This is a genomic window from Anaerocolumna sp. MB42-C2 (genome assembly GCF_030913705.1).
Classification (GTDB): domain Bacteria; phylum Bacillota; class Clostridia; order Lachnospirales; family Lachnospiraceae; genus Anaerocolumna.
In genome coordinates this window covers 2,411,767-2,432,456 of sequence record NZ_CP133190.1, presented here as the reverse complement: position 1 = coordinate 2,432,456, position 20,690 = coordinate 2,411,767, and the positions used below count along the sequence as shown (strand labels likewise).

The 20,690-nt window shown below is 35.5% G+C and carries 16 protein-coding genes; 12 read left to right on the top strand and 4 right to left on the bottom strand.

The features are described 5' to 3' along the window. Positions 1-2 precede the first annotated feature (2 nt). Complete coding sequence (locus RBU59_RS10705; RefSeq protein ID WP_308147858.1) at positions 3-968, top strand: ABC transporter substrate-binding protein; 966 nt, start codon at positions 3-5, stop codon at positions 966-968. A 79-nt stretch (positions 969-1,047) separates the two neighbouring features. Here the strand turns inward: RBU59_RS10705 and RBU59_RS10700 are convergent, their stop codons facing one another. The 4 genes from RBU59_RS10700 to RBU59_RS10685 all read right to left on the bottom strand — a co-directional run bounded on the left by RBU59_RS10700 (position 1,048) and on the right by RBU59_RS10685 (position 5,117). Then, entirely contained in the window at positions 1,048-2,220 is a 1,173-nt protein-coding gene (locus tag RBU59_RS10700) for an ATP-binding domain-containing protein (RefSeq protein WP_308147857.1), read from the bottom strand. A 25-nt stretch (positions 2,221-2,245) separates the two neighbouring features. Continuing rightward, a complete protein-coding gene (locus tag RBU59_RS10695) occupies positions 2,246-3,148 on the bottom strand; it encodes a UvrD-helicase domain-containing protein (protein WP_308147856.1) in 903 nt (300 codons plus the stop codon). A gap of 198 nt (positions 3,149-3,346) precedes the next feature. After that, on the bottom strand, positions 3,347-4,687 hold the full coding sequence (locus RBU59_RS10690) for an MATE family efflux transporter (RefSeq protein WP_308147855.1): 1,341 nt from the start codon (positions 4,685-4,687) through the stop codon (positions 3,347-3,349). A gap of 97 nt (positions 4,688-4,784) precedes the next feature. Next, complete coding sequence (locus RBU59_RS10685; protein WP_308147854.1) at positions 4,785-5,117, bottom strand: ArsR/SmtB family transcription factor; 333 nt, start codon at positions 5,115-5,117, stop codon at positions 4,785-4,787. A 312-nt stretch (positions 5,118-5,429) separates the two neighbouring features. Between RBU59_RS10685 and RBU59_RS10680 the strand changes: the two genes are divergently transcribed. The 11 genes from RBU59_RS10680 to RBU59_RS10630 all read left to right on the top strand — a co-directional run bounded on the left by RBU59_RS10680 (position 5,430) and on the right by RBU59_RS10630 (position 20,665). After that, positions 5,430-6,392, top strand: a complete 963-nt coding sequence (locus RBU59_RS10680) for an ABC transporter permease (protein WP_308147853.1) — start codon at positions 5,430-5,432, stop codon at positions 6,390-6,392. 258 nt (positions 6,393-6,650) lie between these two features. Further along, positions 6,651-7,520 carry a carbohydrate ABC transporter permease gene (locus tag RBU59_RS10675; protein WP_308147852.1) on the top strand — a complete coding sequence of 290 codons (870 nt, stop codon included), beginning with the start codon at positions 6,651-6,653 and terminating at the stop codon, positions 7,518-7,520. Positions 7,521-7,649: 129 nt separating this feature from the next. Continuing rightward, a complete protein-coding gene (locus tag RBU59_RS10670) occupies positions 7,650-9,275 on the top strand; it encodes an extracellular solute-binding protein (RefSeq protein WP_308147851.1) in 1,626 nt (541 codons plus the stop codon). 142 nt (positions 9,276-9,417) lie between these two features. Then, positions 9,418-11,742 (top strand): AraC family transcriptional regulator, encoded by a 2,325-nt coding sequence (locus RBU59_RS10665; protein WP_308147850.1) that lies wholly within the window; start codon positions 9,418-9,420, stop codon positions 11,740-11,742. Positions 11,743-12,114: 372 nt separating this feature from the next. Then, entirely contained in the window at positions 12,115-12,693 is a 579-nt protein-coding gene (locus RBU59_RS10660) for a TetR/AcrR family transcriptional regulator (protein WP_308147849.1), read from the top strand. Between the two features lie 9 nt (positions 12,694-12,702). Continuing rightward, a complete protein-coding gene (locus RBU59_RS10655; protein ID WP_308147848.1) occupies positions 12,703-13,944 on the top strand; it encodes a hypothetical protein in 1,242 nt (413 codons plus the stop codon). A 17-nt stretch (positions 13,945-13,961) separates the two neighbouring features. Then, positions 13,962-17,207 (top strand): YhgE/Pip family protein, encoded by a 3,246-nt coding sequence (locus tag RBU59_RS10650; protein WP_308147847.1) that lies wholly within the window; start codon positions 13,962-13,964, stop codon positions 17,205-17,207. 219 nt (positions 17,208-17,426) lie between these two features. Beyond that, positions 17,427-17,885: an RNA polymerase sigma factor gene (locus tag RBU59_RS10645; RefSeq protein ID WP_308147846.1), complete on the top strand. Its 459-nt coding sequence runs from the start codon at positions 17,427-17,429 to the stop codon at positions 17,883-17,885. Then, the gene (locus RBU59_RS10640; RefSeq protein ID WP_308147845.1) at positions 17,882-18,616 is read left to right on the top strand and encodes a hypothetical protein; all 735 of its coding nucleotides are present in this window, start codon (positions 17,882-17,884) and stop codon (positions 18,614-18,616) included. Before RBU59_RS10645 ends, RBU59_RS10640 begins: the two co-directional genes overlap by 4 nt. Then, complete coding sequence (locus RBU59_RS10635; protein WP_308147844.1) at positions 18,592-19,461, top strand: ABC transporter ATP-binding protein; 870 nt, start codon at positions 18,592-18,594, stop codon at positions 19,459-19,461. The genes RBU59_RS10640 and RBU59_RS10635 overlap by 25 nt, the downstream gene beginning before the upstream one ends. Further along, a complete protein-coding gene (locus tag RBU59_RS10630; RefSeq protein WP_308147843.1) occupies positions 19,454-20,665 on the top strand; it encodes a hypothetical protein in 1,212 nt (403 codons plus the stop codon). Before RBU59_RS10635 ends, RBU59_RS10630 begins: the two co-directional genes overlap by 8 nt. Positions 20,666-20,690 lie beyond the last annotated feature (25 nt).

Here is a 20,690-nt window from a genome sequence, read left to right as displayed (position 1 = left end):
TTATGAAGAGAAAGGTATTGGCAATTATTCTGGGGTTATGTCTGGTATTGGCAGCGGGGTGTTCTAAAAATCAGGCGGTAACCAGCTCAGGTACGGACAATAAGGGAGAAGCAACGGCAGCTTCAACCGGAGAAAAGTTTAAAGTATACTTAATCACCATGGATCAGATGGATCAGCACTGGGTTAATGTTGACGCAGGATGTAAGAAAGCGGTAGAGGAACTTGGTAATATTGATTATGAGTGGCTGGCTCCTGATGTAAAAGATGATGCAAAACAAATCGAATGTATCAATAATGCGGTTGCAGGCGGAGCAGACGCTATCCTTCTTGCAGCGAATGGTCCTGATGCAGTAACTTCAGCCTTAAAAGAAGCAGAAGCCTCCGGAGTTAAAATTATCTATGTTGACTCTGCAGCAGATTATCCTGCAATCCAAACTCTGGCAACCGATAATGAAGCAGCCGGTAAAACAGCAGGTGAAGAGATGTTAAAAGGCTTACAGGCAGCCGGTAAAACAGCCGGTAAGATAGGTATTGTCAATGTAAATGCAGCTACCGCCTCCTGTGTAGCCCGTGAAAAAGGATTCCGTTCCGCGTTTGACGGTAAGGCTTATGAGTTACTGGAAACCCAATACGGAGAAGGGGATGCGGCCAAATCCAAAGATATCGCGGCTAACTATATTACCTCCGGCTGTGTTGGATTATTTGGGGCGAATGAAGGATCAAGTGTTGGTATCGGTAATGCAATTCAGGAATCAGGGGATACGATCATTGGTGTAGGCTTTGATAAATCCGATACAATCCTTGAACTGATCAAAGGCGGCTATATTCTTTGTGCAATGGCTCAGAACCCTGATGTTATGGGGTATGAGGGAATGAAAGAAGCAGCAAAAGCTTTAGCAGGAGAAGACACCGGAGCTGATTATGTAGATACCGGAGTATCTGTAATAAACAAAGCTAGTCTGGAATAATAAATTTAAAATCCCGGAAATGCTGTTAAGGCAAGTATTCAGCTTTTACAGCATATCCGAGATTTTATTTTGGGGAATTTTAAGGTATTTTCACAGGGTACTTTTGAATGAACTCACTTACTTCATCATAATAATATAAATATAATTCATGCAATGCCCGCGTACATGCCACGTACAAGATCTGCCTGTCGATATCAGTTTTATAATTTGTTATTGTAACTTCTGGTATAATAACCATGTCAAACTCAAGTCCCTTAGCAAGAAATGCATTTGTGATTATTTTACCTTCCCTAAATTCTGTATTTTCGTCGTTCATCAAATAGTAATCGTCCTTATTCCTGATACTATTATAGAATTTCTGAGCTGATTTTTTGGATTTGCATATTACAGCCACTGTTGAATAACTTTTTGGATCAACTTTATTAATGGTTTTTTCTATGCCTAAAACCATGTTATTGTATCCGTTGCACTTTACGATTAATGGTTCTTTTCCATGCCGGTCAAAAGGTTCCATTTCCGTGGCATTACAGATATTTTTACAAAATTCACTTATTTCCAAAGTTGACCTGTAACTTTTCATCATTTTTATTAATTTAACTCTGTCCTGGAACATATCTTTTAGTTTTTCAATTACATCATCATTTGTTTTATATATAACTTGTTGAATATCACCTAAGATAGTCATATTACAATCAAATATTCGATTCAGTATTTCGTATTGTGTAGCATTATAATCTTGCATTTCATCAATAATCACATGTTTTATATTTTGAAATCCATGTGTTCCAAATAGTAATATCTTAATCAATACGATTGGATAGATATCTTCATATAGAATTTCACATGTATCAATTTTGTCACCCTTAAGAATATCATATTTGTTTGACAAATAATCAACAAAATTTTGATAAAGTGCTACAACATCTGTAAAATTAAGCATTTCCAATAGACTATCATATATTTGTTGTCTGTTCTTTTTACTGACTGATACATTAAAATCTGTTTCGTATCTATCCGCAATGTAGTCGCTTATCATTTTAAGCCTCTCAAATATTGGTTTTGTGTGAAATCGGTTTTCATATAAAGATTGTATGACTTCTTTTTCATAGATAATATCATGAAAAACTAAATCTTTATAAGATATTATCTTTCGCTCCAATACATCGATATAGCTTATAATTTCTTTTGTATATACGGAAGTATTTTTAAGATTTATTCTTTGAATTCGTATATCATCTGGTTTGTTAACCATAATAATATATTCAGTCTGTGTGTATTTACCCCTCGAGAGTTCCTAATCCTTTTAATTCTTTGTGTGCCAATTCATCAAATTTCATTTCACAGATATTTTCCTCTCCCAGTTCTGGTAAAATGTTTGAGATATAATCTGAGAAAACTGCATTAGGTGATATGATAATAATATTGCTTGAATTAATATTTTTCCTGTTTTTATATAATAAATAAGCAATTCTGTGAAGTGCGATTGATGTTTTCCCGGAACCGGCAACTCCTTGTACCACCATAATCTTGGTATCTTTATCACGTACAATTAAATTTTGTTCTCTTTGTATGGTAGATACAATATTTCTCATCTTCACACTTCCGTTTTGTGATAATTCCCGCTGTAATATGTCATCATCAATCTTAATACTGCCATCAAAAGCATACTCCATAATTCCTTTACGTATCTTAAATTGCCTTTTTAAAATGATTTTGCCGGCAATATCTCCAGCAGGAGCTTCATAGGAGGCCGGTCCTTTTTCATAGTCGTAATATAAACTGGAAATAGGTGCCCGCCAGTCATACACAAGTTGTCCAATACTTGACTTAGGTGAAAAACCTCCTAAACCGATATATATTTTCTCGGCATTTTCGTCCGATTCACCTTCATATACGAAGTCAATTCTTCCGAAATAAGTATTATCAAGTAGTTTTTCTAATAAACGTTTCGTTTTAAACATAGAATTTTGATCATCAATATCACGGGAGATGTCTTCCCTGTTTGAGGCTATTTCCTGCAAATCCATTTCATAAATATTTCCCCATAAATATTTTTTCTGATTGATGACTAACTGCTTATTTTTATCCATTGAAACTTCAATTTCATCTAGTTTTTCATGTATCGCTTTTTGTACTTTTGCTAAATAACCCGCTTCATCTCTTATTATTTCATCAGTCATGTGAATTACCTCCATCAGGTATACTCATAGAAATACTAAATATTTATATGCAATATATAAATCATACATCGCTATCCAGAATTTGTAAATTCTAAATTTCTGTTATTAACATATGAATAAAAGAAAATAACGTTGTTTTTCAAAAGTAGTAATTTATCTTATCTTTGATTTCGTCGTTTGATATATAAATATTTTTAATTACTTTAACTTTATGTTTTTCCATCTCCCGGTCAAATATCTGCTGAAAGATAATAGGTAATTGGCGGTCCAACCCATAGGAACCGCATACCATACGGCGGCTACTCCCCAGACAGGGGCAAATTTAAATGCCACAAAAACACGGATTGATAAGTTCACAAGATTAGCAATGGTAAATACTTTCATATCACCGGCACCTCGAAGCAAACCGTCCGTTATCATTTTAAGGCCAATCATTATAAAGAAAAATCCCATAAATTTTAGATAAGCAGTACCTGTCTGTAAAGCCAGAGTGCTGCTTTCTTTATTTAAGAAAGCTGATATGATTGGGGTATGGAATAATTCCAACGTCACACAGATTATTAAGGCAAAGGCGGCAACAATAATATATCCGTTTTGATATCCTTTTTTAACGCGGTCCTTCTGATTGGCACCTATATTTTGTGCGGTAAAGGTGGATACGGCATTTCCCATGGCTGCAAGGGGGACGACAGCAATACTTTCAATCCGCATTGCAGCAGAGTAACCGGCCAGAACCTCGGAACCAAAACCATTTACTACAGACTGAACTAACATCATACCAATGGATACGATGGACTGCTGGAGGATCGAGGGAACTGCTATTTTAAACATTTTTCCCAAAGCAGAGAGATCGTATTTTTTAATAGTTCCTTTGTCCGAATAGATATTTAAATGTTTTAGCAATAAAGAAAAGGATATGACCGCAGAAACTCCCTGGGCTAATAGGGTGGCCCATGCTACACCTGCTACACCCATATTAAAATTAATAACAAAAATAAGATCTAAAAATACATTTAATATAGATGAAAATATTAATAAATAGAGTGGTATTTGTGATTTCCCAAGGGAATTGAATATGGAAGCCAGCACATTATACATAAATAAAAAGGGTAAACCAAAGAAATAGATCCGCAAATATAATGAGGCCTGTCCTAAGATATTTACCGGCGTATTCAACCACTGCATAATGGAAGAACTTAAGAGGACACCGAATAACCCTAAGAAAAGACTGATTGCCAGAAAAGTAAAAAGTGCGGTAAAGATAGAGGTTTTCATTTTAGTGTAATCTTTTCCGCCAAGGTACTGGCTTGTCAGGACCGAAGCACCCACGCCACCCCCGATTGCGATGGAAATAAATACAGTTGTAAGAGCATAGGAAGCGCCAACGGCTGCCAGTGCATCTTCTCCGACAAAACGCCCGACAATAACAGCATCAACCATAGTATAAAATTGCTGGAACAGGTTTCCTATAATCATGGGAAGCGCAAATAAAAATAAAGATTTCCCTGCACTGCCACGAAGCATATCATTTGTTTTCATTTGTTTTAATAACCTTTCATAATTCAAAATTTCTTTACGCTAAGGCTTAAACTCACCCAGTGTAAAATCTCGAAGAATAGCGCCTTTTACTATTCTTCTAATGGCTCGCAATTTTTTCGCGAGACAATTCACAGGAACAATTTTTTATTTCTAATGCAGATTGTTCGGCTGCTTGCAGCATATTAGACATCTCATCTCTTATATATCTTAAGGTGTCCGTCTTAACAATGTAGTGCATATGATAACCCAGTTTCTTACCGTATACAATGCCGGCTTCCTTTAAAACACTCATATGTTGTGACACCGCAGATTCACTGATATTTAACTTTTTGGCAATGATCCGGACACAGTAATGCCGTTCCAGAAGTAAATTGATAATTTTATATCGGTTAGGTTCGGATATAGCTTTTAGCTGCATTGTAATATCCATAGGGACATCCTCTTTTCTTAAAGTATATATGAATTAGATTATAGTATTCTGTTTGATTAAGTCAAGACTTAATTAGATTTTATCTGAGATCATTTAAATTAATCATTATTTTTGTTGAAATATCCAAAAATTTGTGACTATAGAACACCTTAACCCGGTAAAATATTAGGTTTCATTGCAAAAAATCAAAAGTGTCCGTAAAAAATCATTTCTGTCAATTGTTAATTTGTGTAATAAGCTATATAATTCCAGATATATTAGTTACGCTTTGTGCTATTTGCACATTACGATAAAAATACAGGAGGTTTTTCAATGAGTTCAACTCGCGGATTAAAGGCAAATAGTCATAAAACAGAAAGAGTAAGAGTTAAAAATCAAAAATTGAAACAGGTCAAAAATGATTATGCACTATATTTAATGCTTTTATTACCTATTATTTATCTGATTATCTTTAAATATGTTCCTATGACAAACATTGTTATTGCATTTAAAAATTATAATATGTTTCAGGGAATATGGAAAAGTCCCTGGGTGGGATTGGATATTTTTAAGCAAGTATTTTCTATGGATGGTTTTTATCGGGCATTAAGAAATACGATTGTACTAAATTTTTTAGATTTAATTGTAGGTTTTCCGGCACCGATTTTGTTAGCACTCTTAATTAATGAAATATGTTTTAAGAAGTTCAAGAAGCTTACACAGACGGTGGTATATATGCCCCATTTTTTATCCTGGATTATAATAAGCGGTATAGCCTTGCAGGTATTTGCCCCGAATACAGGACTTGTTAATCTGCTCTTAAGAAAATTTGGTATGGAAGCCGTACCGTTTTTAAATGAACCGGTACATTGGATCATTTCTTATATCCTAATCGGTGTATGGCAGAGTATTGGATGGAATACGATAATATATTTAGCGGCAATTACCGGAGTGAATACAGAACTTTATGAAGCAGCCGTTGTCGATGGTGCAAACCGGTGGAAAAAAATCTGGCATGTAACGCTGCCAGGTATCCGCCCAACCATAGTGACTCTGTTAATATTAAATTTAGGACGTATTTTATCCATTGCATTTGACAGACCCTATGCATTGAGTAATTATTTTGTAACGAATGTGGGAGATGTTATTAGTACCTTTGTTTACCGGGTTGGTTTACAGTCACAGCAGTATTCCATAGCAACGGCAGTTGGGTTATTTCAGTCTCTTGTATGTATTATTTTTCTTGTCCTTGCTAATGTAATTACGGAGCGGTTAGGAGAAGAAGGAATTATGTAGTTTTATAGCTGCTGGCAGATTCTTATGCCATTTGGGTTAGGTTGAATAGTCCTGCCAGGAACAAACAGGCCCAAAGCCTCGGTACATAGACTTAGGTGAATAGAAAATAGAGATTGTTCTTCAGGATTTATGCCCTAAGGACGGGCACTAGGTTGAAAGGAAAATAGAAAAGAAAGGACTACCACGTACGATTTCTTTCGACCGTTTTTAGGAGTGGACGTACTGCAGACCTGTCTGTAGTATGTACTGGGTAAAATAATGATTAAATCAAAAAAAACGAAAACAGCGGATTGGATCATCGTAATAGTTGCATTTTTGATCATCTGTATCTGTATATTTCCGGTTTTGAACGTTATGGCAGTTTCCTTAAGCTCAAATTCTGCCATTACCAACAATAAAGTGTTTTTATTGCCGGTTGAATTTACGACAAAAGCTTATAGTTACGTATTATCCGATGCAAGTGTGGTAAAAAGCCTTTTTTTTACAGCATATCTGACCTTAATATGTACGGTAATCTCTATGATTATTACCACCTTTTGTGCATATCCGTTGGCACAATCAAAGCTTGTAGGAAAAAGGGCTATTAATATAATAATTATTATAACCATGTACTTTAATGCCGGGATTATTCCGGATTATATCAATATAAAAAATCTTAACTTATTGGATAATTTCTGGGTGCTGGTTATTCCGTCCTGTCTTAGTGTATTTAATATGATTATACTTAAAACATTTTTTAGATCGATACCCGAAAGCCTGAAAGAGTCTGCCAAATTAGACGGTGCTTCCCATTGGACAATTCTGTCAAGGATTTATCTGCCGCTCTCAACACCTGTATTGGCAACCCTGGCACTGTTTTATGCGGTTGGACGGTGGAATGGTTTTCAGGATGCATTGTTTTACATATCAAACCGTAATCTTTATACAATTCAGCTTAAACTTTATCAGATCGTAAATAATCTTTCTTCCATAGACACACATGCGGAGGCAAATGTTGTTACTATGGTTACAAGTGAAAGCATGAAAGCAGCTACGGTCATGTTTGCAACAGTTCCGATATTACTAATCTATCCCTGGCTTCAACGGTATTTTATTGAGGGAGCAACCATTGGCGCAGTGAAGGGCTAATTTGTTTTGAAGCTAGTTTATATTCAGCCATTCAGGCTTGTATATAAAAATAGTGACTATTTGGCAGCGTGAAATCAACTAAGTTACCGAATAGACACATATATTAATAAGGAGGAATAAGGAATCAGTATGAAAAAAGTATTATGTAAAATGGGGCGTACAGCACTGGTGCTTACTTTGATAGTAGCTATGGTAAGCGGATGTGCAGCCAAAACAAAAAAAACAGCAGCACCGGCAGAATCGAAATCGACATCAACGGAGGCATCATCTTCCGCGGAAACGGAACCAACTACAGAACCTGCCGCACCACTGACTGTAGAGATTTTTGACCGTGGTGCCACCGGGGCAAGTGACCCCACCAATAATTATTGGACCAAATGGATACAGGAAAATGCTTTAAAAGACCTGAATCTGGATGTGAAATTTGTAAGTGTTCCACGTTCCCAGGAAATTGACCAGTTAAATGTTTTAATGGCAGCCGGCACGGCTCCCGATATTTGCTTTACATATGATATAGGTACGATTTATAATTATTATAAGAACAACGGTATAGCAGATTTAACTTCCAGCCTGGAGCAAAACGGCAGTGATCTAAAAAATTATCTTGGAGATTCAATTTTATCCATGGGACAATTTGGCGGAAAGCAATATGCAATTCCCGCTAAACGAATCGTACTTGGTAAATATGGTACCTACATTCGTAAAGACTGGCTGGATGCACTTAACATGCCTTTGCCGACTACTACGGAAGAATACTATCAGGCCTTAAAAGCTTTTAAGGAGAAAAATCCCGGTAAGGTTGACCATGTGATTCCCCTTACTGCAACTTCCGATGTCGCCTGGCGTTGTGCAACAATTCTGGAATCCTTTATAGAACCAAACCTGTCAGAAGAAACGATGTACGTTAATTGCCCGATGGGCAGCTTTACCCTGTTACTTCCAGGTTACATAGAAGGAGTTCGTTTCTTAAATAAACTTTACAACGAAGGTTTATTAGACCCGCAATTCGCGCTCTACAAAGACGATATACAAGGGGATGCAGATACTGCAAGAGGTATTGTTGGTTCCTATATCCATGCTTATGACCAGCCGTTGCGTTCCAGCCCCGGAATTATGGATCAGCTTAAAACCAATGTACCTACCGCAGAATTTGTTCCGATTGATACATTTAAAAATGCGGACGGGAAATATTTTAAAACGAATTACAGTCCAAACGGAATTAATGTAATTGTTCCTGCAGCAAGTAAAAATATTGATGGTGCGGTTAAATATCTGAACTGGATGAGTAAACAGCCAATCCGTTATTATCTTGAAACAGGTGAAGAGGGAGTAAATTACGATATGGTGGACGGTCTGCCGGCGATGAAAGCAGCAACCGGAGATATGATTATGAATTCACCAAATAATATTGACTATGTACTTGTTGTAAACGGTATGGAGATGGATGACCCTGCTAAAAATATCGATGTAATAGCCAGATCTTATCCGGGATATGAAGATGTATTCAGAGAAGCTTATAAAATAAGTCTAAATGATGGATACACCATACCCACACTCTTGGATCCTATTGATTCAGAAGCACAATTTTCAAATACTCTGAAAGAAAAACAGAAAGAAATATTTGCGAAAGCGATTACTGCAAAACCGGAGGATTTTGAAAATGTATGGAATGCCGGAATTAAGGAATTTCTGGAATCAGGCGGTCAGGCTATTGTAGATGAAAGACAAAAGGTTTGGGATGCCAACCACCAATAAATAATAAGTCGTAGATAATTGCAAAACTAGACTATTGTCTATATACTGTATAATTAATACAATTTCAGAGTTAAAACAGACTGTTAATAAACGACTAAGCTATGAAATTAGTATTAATTATACGGTAAGGAGGGGGGGTATTTTGAAGCGGTTTTACTTTTTTAAACTATTAGTAGCTTTGATTCTATTTTTAATTATACCAATTAGTATCATAACTACGATAAATAATTATGCTACTGCACATTTTTCAAAAGATAGCATAGCCAATTCTGAAATTCACCGCCTGCAAATGGTCAGTAATGCCAATGATTTAGTATTCGACAGCATCTTTCGGGATGCCATGCGTTTTTCTGTAGATACAACCTTAAAAAGCTTAGCCGGTTATAAAAACATTGATGAAATAGTGAAAAGACACAATGATATGTTTGATTTATTAAAGCTGGAAACTTCTATCATAGATTACGCAAGAACAAATGATTTATTTTACTCCGTCTATTTTTATGTAAATGGAGCTGATTATATTATCTCTTCCGATATTGGGGTAGTGAGAATTAACCAGCTTGCCGATAAAAAGTGGATACGGGAGTATGAAAAACTGGAAAGCGGTACTTACAGCAATATAATTTTACCCTCACATTTTGTACGGTCTAATGTAATATCTCTTTCCAACAAAGAAGCGGATAAGGGGCAAACCTGTATTTCCTATATTTATAAAATTACACCATATACCTCAAACCTAAAAGGTGCACTGGTTTTTAACATTAATGAAGATAAGCTGCGCAGCTTATATACAGTTGATAAAGGGGATGATGGTTTTGTAACAATCCTTAATAACAGGGGTGAGGTAATCTCAAATGCGAAGCATTCAAATAATCTGGAACTTCTTAAGATGAATTTATATCAGATGATTAATAAAAGAAAGTCAGAACAAGGGTATTTCTCATTAGATGTTAACGGAAAAAACCAGTTATGTTCTTTTTATAAATCACCGGGCAGCAACCTTATTTATTATGGAGCCAATGATATGGATGTATTGTTTCGAAAACAAAGTTTTGTTCAGATAAGACTTGTTTTTGCTGCATTTATCATATCGCTGGCCGGTTTATTTGCTGCTTATTATATTTCGAGACGTTTATATAATCCCATTGCTCTTTTGGTGAAAGATATTTATGCAAATGAAAGATTAGATTTAAAAAATGGAAACGATGAGATTCAGACAATATCAAAGGTACTGGGTGATCTTTTAAAGGAAGAAAACCGCTTTTTCACGGATAATCGTTCGAATAAAAACTATGAAGCTGCCCTGCTTCGTATCATATCTTCTGTCAATGATGCCACTGACGATGACATTATAAAGATATTACCCTATCCGCTTACAGTCTGTGCAGTAATTTTACCTGGTAAATCGAAAGACAGAATGTCCGCAGATAATAATGAAAAACAGGAACAATACGCAAAAATTATAATACGTATCTGTGAAGAAATGTTAAGTGACGGTATGTATACATCAGGAATCCGGTACCAGAACGAGAGTATAGCACTCATTATTAGCATTGAGTCAGAACTTAAAAATTATATGGAGGTTTTACGGGAAAAACTGAACAAAATACAGTCAGAGTTATCAGCCATGTTTAATTTTCCTATAACCATAACGTCAGGCAGCCTGCAGAAAAATAAAGATACCGCTTACAAATCCTTTGAACAGGCAAGAGAGATTATACGTTACCGGTTTATAAAAGGTCATAACAGCATTATTTTTTACAGTGATGTATATCCGGAAGCGGTCTATTATTATCCGGTAGAAGAAATTAACTTAATTGAAACTTATTTTGAGCTGTGTGATAAAGAAAAGTTATCTGCGGCAACGGATAAAATGTTCAAAGATATAGCACAGCATGACCATATTGATTATAATAATGTGATTCAGATTTTGAACCAATTAGTTACCAATCTGTTAAATAAAATCGTTGATTTAAATTTACGTATAACGGATCTATTTGAAGATAATGAGCATTTATATAAGAGCTTATGGTCAAATGAAACGTTAGAGGATGCGTGCAACTGGTTTATTGAAAAGTACAACGCGGTTATCGATTACAGAAACCGGGTAGCAAGTAACGATGAAATATACTTTAATAATGCGATTCAATTTATAAAACAAAACTACAAAAACGATATTAACATAGACATAGTAGCTGAGAACACAGGTATTAGTTACTCTTACCTAAGAAAAATATTTAAAGAAAAAACGGATAAAAGTCTAGTGGATTACATAAATGAACTTCGATTAAACGATGCCAAAAGTATGCTGAGGAATACCCGCCTGACCATAAAAGAGATTTCAGGTCTTTGCGGTTATAATCATGAGAGAAGCTTCTCACGGGTATTTACCCAATATGAAAATATAACACCCGGCATGTACAGGAATGCATATAAGCAGGATAATAAAGTGGAGAAAGTTATATAAAAACCACTAAATAAACAGGTGGAGCTGTTGCAAAATATAAATTTATCTGATTTGGGAGAGAATTATTCTAAGCTCAATCCCGATAAATTTAGGTTGCAGCAGTCCCATCTTTTTTTATGCAAAAAAACAGTGTTATAAAGGCTTTTGTAATGATTCATGTAACGAGAAAGACCTGCAGGCAAAATGTACTTTTAAAATCCCTGATCGATTTTTTGGTTATATAACAGCGAAAAGATAAAGTGAAACATTTTACATAAATAATTGAGAAATAATTTATAAAATTATTATATTTCACCAATTGACTTTTACATTAGAAAATATATAATGAATTAATGACTTAAAATGTCATTCGGTCATTTCGGAGGAATTAAAATGGATGCAAAAGAAATAAAAAGAAATGAAATTTCAATAGCTGCCAAGGAACTTTTTACCGATTACGGTTATAAATCGGTCAGCATGGATCAGATAGCACAAAAAGCCAATGTAGCAAAAGGCACACTCTATTTATATTTTAAGGATAAAGAAGATTTATTCCTATATCTCGCAAACGGATTTATAAAGGAATTTGATTCCTATGTAGAGGGTATCGTGAATAAAAAATTATCTCTTGTGGATGAAATACATGAAGTGATTTACAATCTGTTGATGTATCGAAAAAAACAGGAATTTTTATATAAGATCGTAAAAGAAGCGAAAGAATTCCGAACGCAGATTTCCTGTAAGGTTATTGATATGTTAGATAACACCATTAGTGTTTATCTGGAGAAACGATTGAAAAATGCGGTGGAAAAAGGATTAATTAAGCCATGTAATACAACACTGCTTACTTTTTTAGTATTGAAGGTATATACGGCACTGGCTTTTGAGTGGGAAGAAAAACATGAACCATTAAATGAACGGGAAATTGCCGATTCGGTAGGAAGTTTTTTAAAACAAGGTTTATTTCTGTGAGGTGATTCTTTGAAAATTAAAAAAAGACTAGTTATTATGATAATTACAGCAGTTTTGTTGATCACTTACGCAGTGGGTCATATTTTAAAGTTTGATTTCGGGCTGATTTATCTGCCTAAAAGTTATGTATTGTTTTGTATGGAGGATACTCTGTTAGATGGGTGGAAAGAAGTAAAAAACTTATACAACACTCCATTAAGTCTGACGGTAACTGCATCAGATGAAGAAAAAAAAGTATTTTCCCTGACAGCTTATAATGACAAAAATAAAATAGTTCTATCTTCATCAGATTTATTTGGTGAACCGATAGGACTTGCAAAAAACAAGAGTATTAATAACAAGATAGACAATGGTAATAGCGGTAATTACGTAGAAAAGAACAGCAGTCAAGAGAAAAATACTGATAAAACCGGTAGAAAATCCCAGGCAGAAGTCAGGAACAAAAAAGACCAGATACGTTCCTTGATTGAAATATATAATAAATATGCCAAGGTCAGTAAAAGCGGTCAAAAATCTTTTGCAGTTACGGGCGGTAAGGACAATATGTGTGAGACCGATGAATACGAAGTGGTTTTGGATAAAAATATAATAGAAATATTACCGGATTATTTGAAGAACTACATAGCAGACGAAAAGGTATTAAATAATATAGATTCTTCCCTGACACGTTTGGATTCCGATATTATTTTACATATTTATGTGGACGATTCCCATAAAATACGAAGTGCAAATATATCCTTTAACTATGAGACTCAGAAAGTTTATATGGAAGTGATATTTAATAATGCAGTTAAGGTTTGGGATGACTTAACCATTACCTGTATTTTCGGTAAGAATGCCGATAGAACGGTATCCATAAAATCCAAAGGTGATCATAGCCTTTCCGGAGAACTGTTTACAGATGAAACGAATATTCTTATCCTTTCCGGAGCTGCCACCACTTTGCAATTAAAAGCGGCAACAGAGATTGATTTAAACAAGCAAAAGAATAATATCAGTTTTGATATGAAAGGTGATATTTTCAGTTTACCCATTAATCTGAATACAGTCGGAAATCTGGATACGAGCGGCGGATGGGATATTCACACAAATTCAAAATTGGAATTGAAATTCGTGGATTATCAGACTGAAATTAATTTTAAAGAGGAGGAAAATGATCTGAAAGATGTTAATTCGTTTCAAAGTATGGGAAGTTATTATAATAAGAAAAAAGCAGCCATAGAGGATTGTTTTCTGAAAATATTACAATAAGCTAAGGAGTGGTATAAGTGAAAAAATCAAAAAAAGTTCATATACATCTAAATAAGAATTTTAATGCTTTCCGGCAGGTTTTTAGAATCTTTCATTCTGACCTGGGCAAGATTATGACCAGCTGGGTTACTGTGGTAATACTGATAGGACTTACAATTTTACCGGCGGTTTATGCATGGCTGAATATCTATGCTTCCTGGGACCCCTACGGCAATACCGGAGGCCTTAAGGTAGCAGTAATTAATGAAGATGCCGGAGGAACTCTGCTTGGTATGGATTATAATATTGGTACTGAAATCATGTCAACGCTTAAAACCAACGACAAATTAGGATGGATCTTTTGCGATAATAAAGATGATGCATTAAAGATGGTGGAGGACGGTAAAGTATATGCTGCTATCATTATACCGGAAGATTTCTCCCTTTCCCTTTCTACTATTTTAGATGAACACCCTAAAAAGCTAAGTATCGATTATTATAAAAATCAAAAACTGAATGCCATTGCTCCAAAGATTATTGATTCTGCCACCAATACTCTGAAAACAGAAATCAGCACTAATATAATTCAGACCGCAGTATCCAAAGTTCTGGAACAAATTAATACCATCGGTACGGATATAAAAGATAATTATCCGGACCTTGAGAATTCGGTTAACCTGCTAAAACATATTGATGAGAATGTAAAAGAACTTCCGGATCGGTTAAATAATCTGACTAATAATATGGAAGACGGGGTTGTTAAAATTGATTCCGCAAGTGATGATTTTGTTTCCATACAGGATACCATTACTGATTTGGTTGAATTTAATGACAATATGTCGGAGATGATTACAGATACCAATAAGGATATTGATAAGTACTCACCCGAATTAAGATCGGATTTGACCTCGGTTCAATCTTTATTCAAGGATATATCAGAGGATGCCGAGTATCTTTCCAGTGAAGTTAAAACCAATAAACCAAAATTTATTAGTGATATCAATGAGTTAAGCAGTAATTTAACCTCATTGAAAGAAGATCTTAACGATATTAGTGAAGATTTACTTAGAATAAATGAAAACGGTGTAACGGATGTTATGGGTCTGAACAATGATATTTCTAATGATATTGATAATATCCAGAAAGTTTTGAACGATTTAAAGGATGGCTCCGATGATTTGGATCAGGCAGAATACCTTATAAGGAAATTAGGAAACTTGTGTGATGATCTGGCAGACAGTCTTGGTGATTTAGAGGATCAGCTGGATGATCTATATAATACCAATGATGACGTGCTGGCAAGTCTTGAAAATATCAGCAAGGAACTGACTGCTTTTGTAGATAGCATCAATAACGCAGATAATGTGAAAAATATTAACGGTACTATTAATACATTGATAACAAGTCTAAAAACAATCGATGGAATTCTGGGTAACAATCAGAAGCTGTTTGCAGGCATTATTGCGACAAATAATAAAATAATTGATGATTTAAATACAATATTAAAAGGTTTGGTTACAAAGGATTCCATAACCTCCCTGAGTAATGATATAAAACAGTTAAGTTCCGCTCTTAATAAGATGACTGAGAATCCGGTAAGCGGTATTGACAGCCAGACGGCAGCAGCGTTAAAGAATCTTGAGGGTACGCTGACCCAGCTGGAAAACCTTTTATCCCAGCTGGAAAACAGTAAGGCCGGTGAGAACATCATTTCTATCATATTGTCTCTGGAGAGCAGCCTAAAAAATATTAATAGTGTTTTAGAGAATTCTTCGGGTATGTTCGGTGCGATTATAACAACAAATAACGCTATCATTAAAGATTTACAGGTTTTATCCAAATCACTGAATGCGAATGGGCTTAATGATCTGGAAAATGATATGAAAAAACTAAACGGTCAGATAAGTGCCATGAGAAAGACATTAAAAAACAGCAGTGAGGATGTACAGGATGAGTTAAAGGATGCTAAAAGGCTACTGCGTCAGGTTGACGATTTGAGCGATGATTTGGCGGACGGATTATCCGATCTGAATTCTGACATCAGCAAATATTCTGAAAGTATCAGTATTACATTAAAAGATGTACAGGATATTCTATCGAAGACGAATTCCGAATTAGCACAATATCACGGGGATGGCAGAGATAAAATAAATTCCTTTACTCAGGATATGAATGAGCAGATTGATACGGTAAATTTAAGATTAAGTGATCTAAAAGATAAAGTTAAAAACAGCAGCCGGATGGTTACTCTCCTTGACGATATCAAAGAAGTATCTTTTAATGCCAGTACAGCCGTTGGTACCGTATTAAATGGGATAAATGATGAAGCACTTGAGAATCTTCAAGCCAATTTATCAAGCGGTTCTGTATTGTTTCAGGATATTAACGGGATTCTTGCTAATACGAAAGATGCAATCAATGACTTAAGTGATTTTTCTGATGATGTTGCAAAAAGGGGCGAAACTACCATTGATAAATTAGAAAAAGTGAAAAAAGATATTCCTGAGATACAATCGGGATTTAATCTGATTACAGATAAGATAGATAAATTAAACGGTGATATAACCTACGATGATCTGGTCAACCTGGTTCATCGGGATGTGGAAGAAGACAGTGATTATTTTTCCTCCCCGGTTGAATTATCCTCCCATGATGTGTATGTATCGGAGAACTACGGTAAAGGACTCTCTCCGTTTTATTCCGTTCTTGCTCTTTGGGTCGGCGGTATGTTTTTGGCAGCATTACTTCAGACGAAAGTGAATCAGAGCGAAGTTATGTATACACCGAAACAAGTATATTTTGGAAAGTTTCTCTTATTTGGAACAGTTGCGATAGCACAGGGATTTGTTACTGCATTGGGAGATTTAATAATATTGCGTGTACCAATACATAGTCCGGTATTGTTTACTCTGTTATGCTGCTTTTTCAGTCTAATCTTTTCCATGATAATCTATTCCCTTGTTACAACTTTAAATAATGTGGGAAAGGCACTTGGTATCATTTTGCTGCTTCTACAGGTAACAGCTTCGGGAGGTACTTTCCCGATTCAGGTTACACCGGTATTTTTCAGAACTATCTATAAATTTATGCCATTTACTTATGCAATCAATGGACTGAGAGAGGCAATCTATGGAGTAAATTACGATAATTTAACGAAAGATATAGTTAGACTTTGTATTTTTGGTATCATCTTTACCTTATATGGTATACTGTTTAAGAAACGTCTGAATGAAATATTTGAAGCATTTACACTAAACTTAAAAAAATCAGGAATCATACATTAAAATTGATACCGGTCTTTAACAAAGTTCGAGATATAAATCCACACGGGCACCCGCTTTTTGCGGGTGCCTTATTTAGTTACGAGGAAAGTTTGGATTATTTACATTTTGTTCCATGGGTATAAGAATATGTGGTACAATTGGAGAAAATCAGGAAATTTTTTAGTATGACCGCACATTTTAATCAGTTAAACCGTTATATAGGGAAAGGAGGTTTTAAGAGTGCAGGTGAATATAGAAGAAGAATACGATAAGATATACCGATACTGTTATTATAAAGTATATAATCAACAGGCTGCTGAAGATATCACTCAGGAAACCTTTCTTCGATACTTTAATCAGACTACCTATCTGGAACGGGGGAAGTCTTTGGCATATCTTTATACAATAGCTAAAAATCTATGTTATGACTACTATGCCAAAACATCTACGGAACTTCTTGATGAAACGGCCGCAGCTGATAATATGGAGGACAGCTTAGTAACCTCCATTGCTTTAACAGAGGCATTATTGCTGCTTTCGGAAGATACCAGAGAAGTACTGATGCTGCGTTATGTAAATGAACTATCCATAAATGAAATAAGTAAATTTCTTAAGATTTCCCGTTTTGCAGTATACCGCAGAATCAACAATGGACTACATAAACTTAAAGCTTTATTGAGAGAGGAGGATTTTTATTGAACAGCAAATTAAAGAAAGCTATAAAATGCAGTTATGAGATACCAAAACCAAAACGGAAAGAAGAATTTCTGAGTAATTTACCATATCCAAAGACCAGAGGACAGGATTTTTTAAGAAGCCAGGTTGGATATATTCACAAAAGAGTATGGGTTACTTCATTCATTTTATTTATTTTGATTCTGGTTTTTTGTCATTCATTTAAAAAAGATGATCTAAGAATTCTTATGGCCGTTTCAGCTATGATTCCCATATTGACATCAGTAACGGTCACTGAAATAATCCGTTCCTCAGTTTTTGGCATGGATGAACTGGAAATGACGACGAGGTATAACTTGCGTAGTCTGGTACTTGCCCGCATGGGGATTCTGGGTATGGGAAATATGTTATTATTACTTTTAACAATACCGGTTTTATCAATCAGGATAGAGATAGAAAGTGTGTGGATCGGAGTGTATTTATTAGGTCCTTATCTGTTAACCTGTTTTATATCATTTGCATTAATAAATCGGTTTCGTTCAAATGAAATCACATATTATTGCGCCGGAGCGGCAGTTCTGGTATGGTGTCTTGAACTACTGTTAAATTACAGCCGGCTAACAATCTATGAACCTAGATATATCTCTTTGTGGCTGGCAATTTTGGCATTGTTGCTAATTGCCTTTAGTAAGGAGCTTCATAAATATATAAAAAATACGGAGGAATTACTATGGAACTCGTCCTTGACCGTTTAACGAAACAATATAAGAATAAAATCGCCGTAGACCGTTTATCCATGACTCTGAAGCCGGGGGTTTATGGTCTGCTGGGAGCTAATGGGGCAGGAAAAACTACCCTGATGAGGATGATATGCGGTATCTTAAAACCCACCGGCGGAGAAGTCAGGTTTAATGGAATGGGTGTATCCAGTGAGGGATTCCGGGATGTTTTAGGTTATCTGCCTCAGGAATTTGGTTATTATCCCGGTTTTACCGCCAGGGATTTTCTGTGTTATATGGGAACCCTAAAAGGTTTGCCAAAGCGAACAGCCAAACAGAAAGCGGCAGAATTATTGGAAGAAGTATCATTATCACAGGTATCTGATAATAAGATAAAAACACTATCCGGAGGTATGAAACAGCGCCTGGGAATCGCGCAGGCCTTACTGAATAACCCTCAGGTTCTCATTTTGGATGAACCGACGGCAGGATTAGATCCTAAGGAACGGATACGGTTTAGAAATATGATTTCCGGCTTAGGAAAAGATAGAATCGTTTTGCTGTCTACTCATATAGTTTCTGATGTTGAGCATATTGCCGGAGAAATTCTGGTAATGAAAAGCGGACAGTTAATTCAGAAAGGATGTATGGAAGATATTATAAAAATCATAGAGAATAAAGTCTGGGAATGTACGGTGGACAATAACCTTGCGGAAAAACTGACTGAAAGCCTGCTTGTAAGTAATTTCAGGCAGGAGGGAGACCATGTTTTCTTAAGGCTGGTTTGTGATCAGTCACCTTGCGAGAGTGCTATTTTAGCAGCAGCGACACTGGAGGATTTGTATCTTTATTATTTTAGTGAGGAGACTATAAATGAATAATCTGAAAACCTTAATCGGATATGAATATAAGAAAATATTTATTAGAAAATCTACTTGGATAACGTTTCTTTTTGCCGTAGGTATTACATTATTAAGCTGTTTTGGTGATCTAATGGGAAATGTATACATTGAGGGAAAACCTGTATATACTCATTATCAGGAAATGAAAACCGATCGTGCTTACGCACGGGCTTTGGCAGGACGGGAGGTGGGCGATACATTAATAGGCGAAATGCAGGAAGCATACGGATATGTTCCGGATGTTCCTTTATATAGCGCAACAGAAGAATACCGGACTTATGCAAGACCTTATAGCCCAATCTACCACTTGGTAAGAAGTGTTTTAAAATACACAGTTGATGAAACGGTAACACCTGGCCACATTCTTAAGTTTGATGCTACAGATTACTATAAGCAGCGGGATATAGCGGTACATAATATATTAAATAAAGAAAATCTGACCGGCTTGGAAATTAAAAAACTTCTTAAGATGAATGAAAAGGTAAAAAATCCGTTTACATTTTATTATACGGATGGATATCATAGTATAATGACCCGTATGTATACCATAGGAATCATATTATTTTTTACAATTATCATCTGCCTGGCTCCTGTATTTGCAAATGAGTATTACGAGAGAACGGATCAACTGCTGCTTACGACACGTTATGGCAAAAATAAAGGTATCCTGGCAAAGTTAAGTGCAGGAATCAGTTTTGGTATCGGAATATGTTTTGTTATATTATTGACTCAGATTGTTCCTACTTTACTAATATATGGAACCGACGGATGGAATGCGCAGATACAGATAATAAATGCAACAACAGCTTATCATTTTAATGTTTTACAAAGTGTGTTAATCCTATGTGGTATGACTGTGACTGCATCCATACTGATCTCCTGTATAAGCCTGTATTTATCGGCAAAATTAAAGAATTCTTTCGGTGTTGTTGTAATCTTAGGTTCATTCATTATATTATGCCTGTTTCTTCATGTGCCGCAGCAGTATCGGATCCTTTATCAATTGGTGAATGCACTTCCAATGAACCTAATGAAAGCAGAGGGGACCTTTTCTGATTATTTTTTCATTTTTTTTGGTAAGTGTTTTACCGTATATCAGGCTGTGCCCACTATCTACGGGCTAATTGCCGCAATTTTACTTAAATCCAGTTTTAAAAGCTTTAAAAATCATCAAATAAGTTGATTTCTTCTTTGTAGTTTCATTCGAT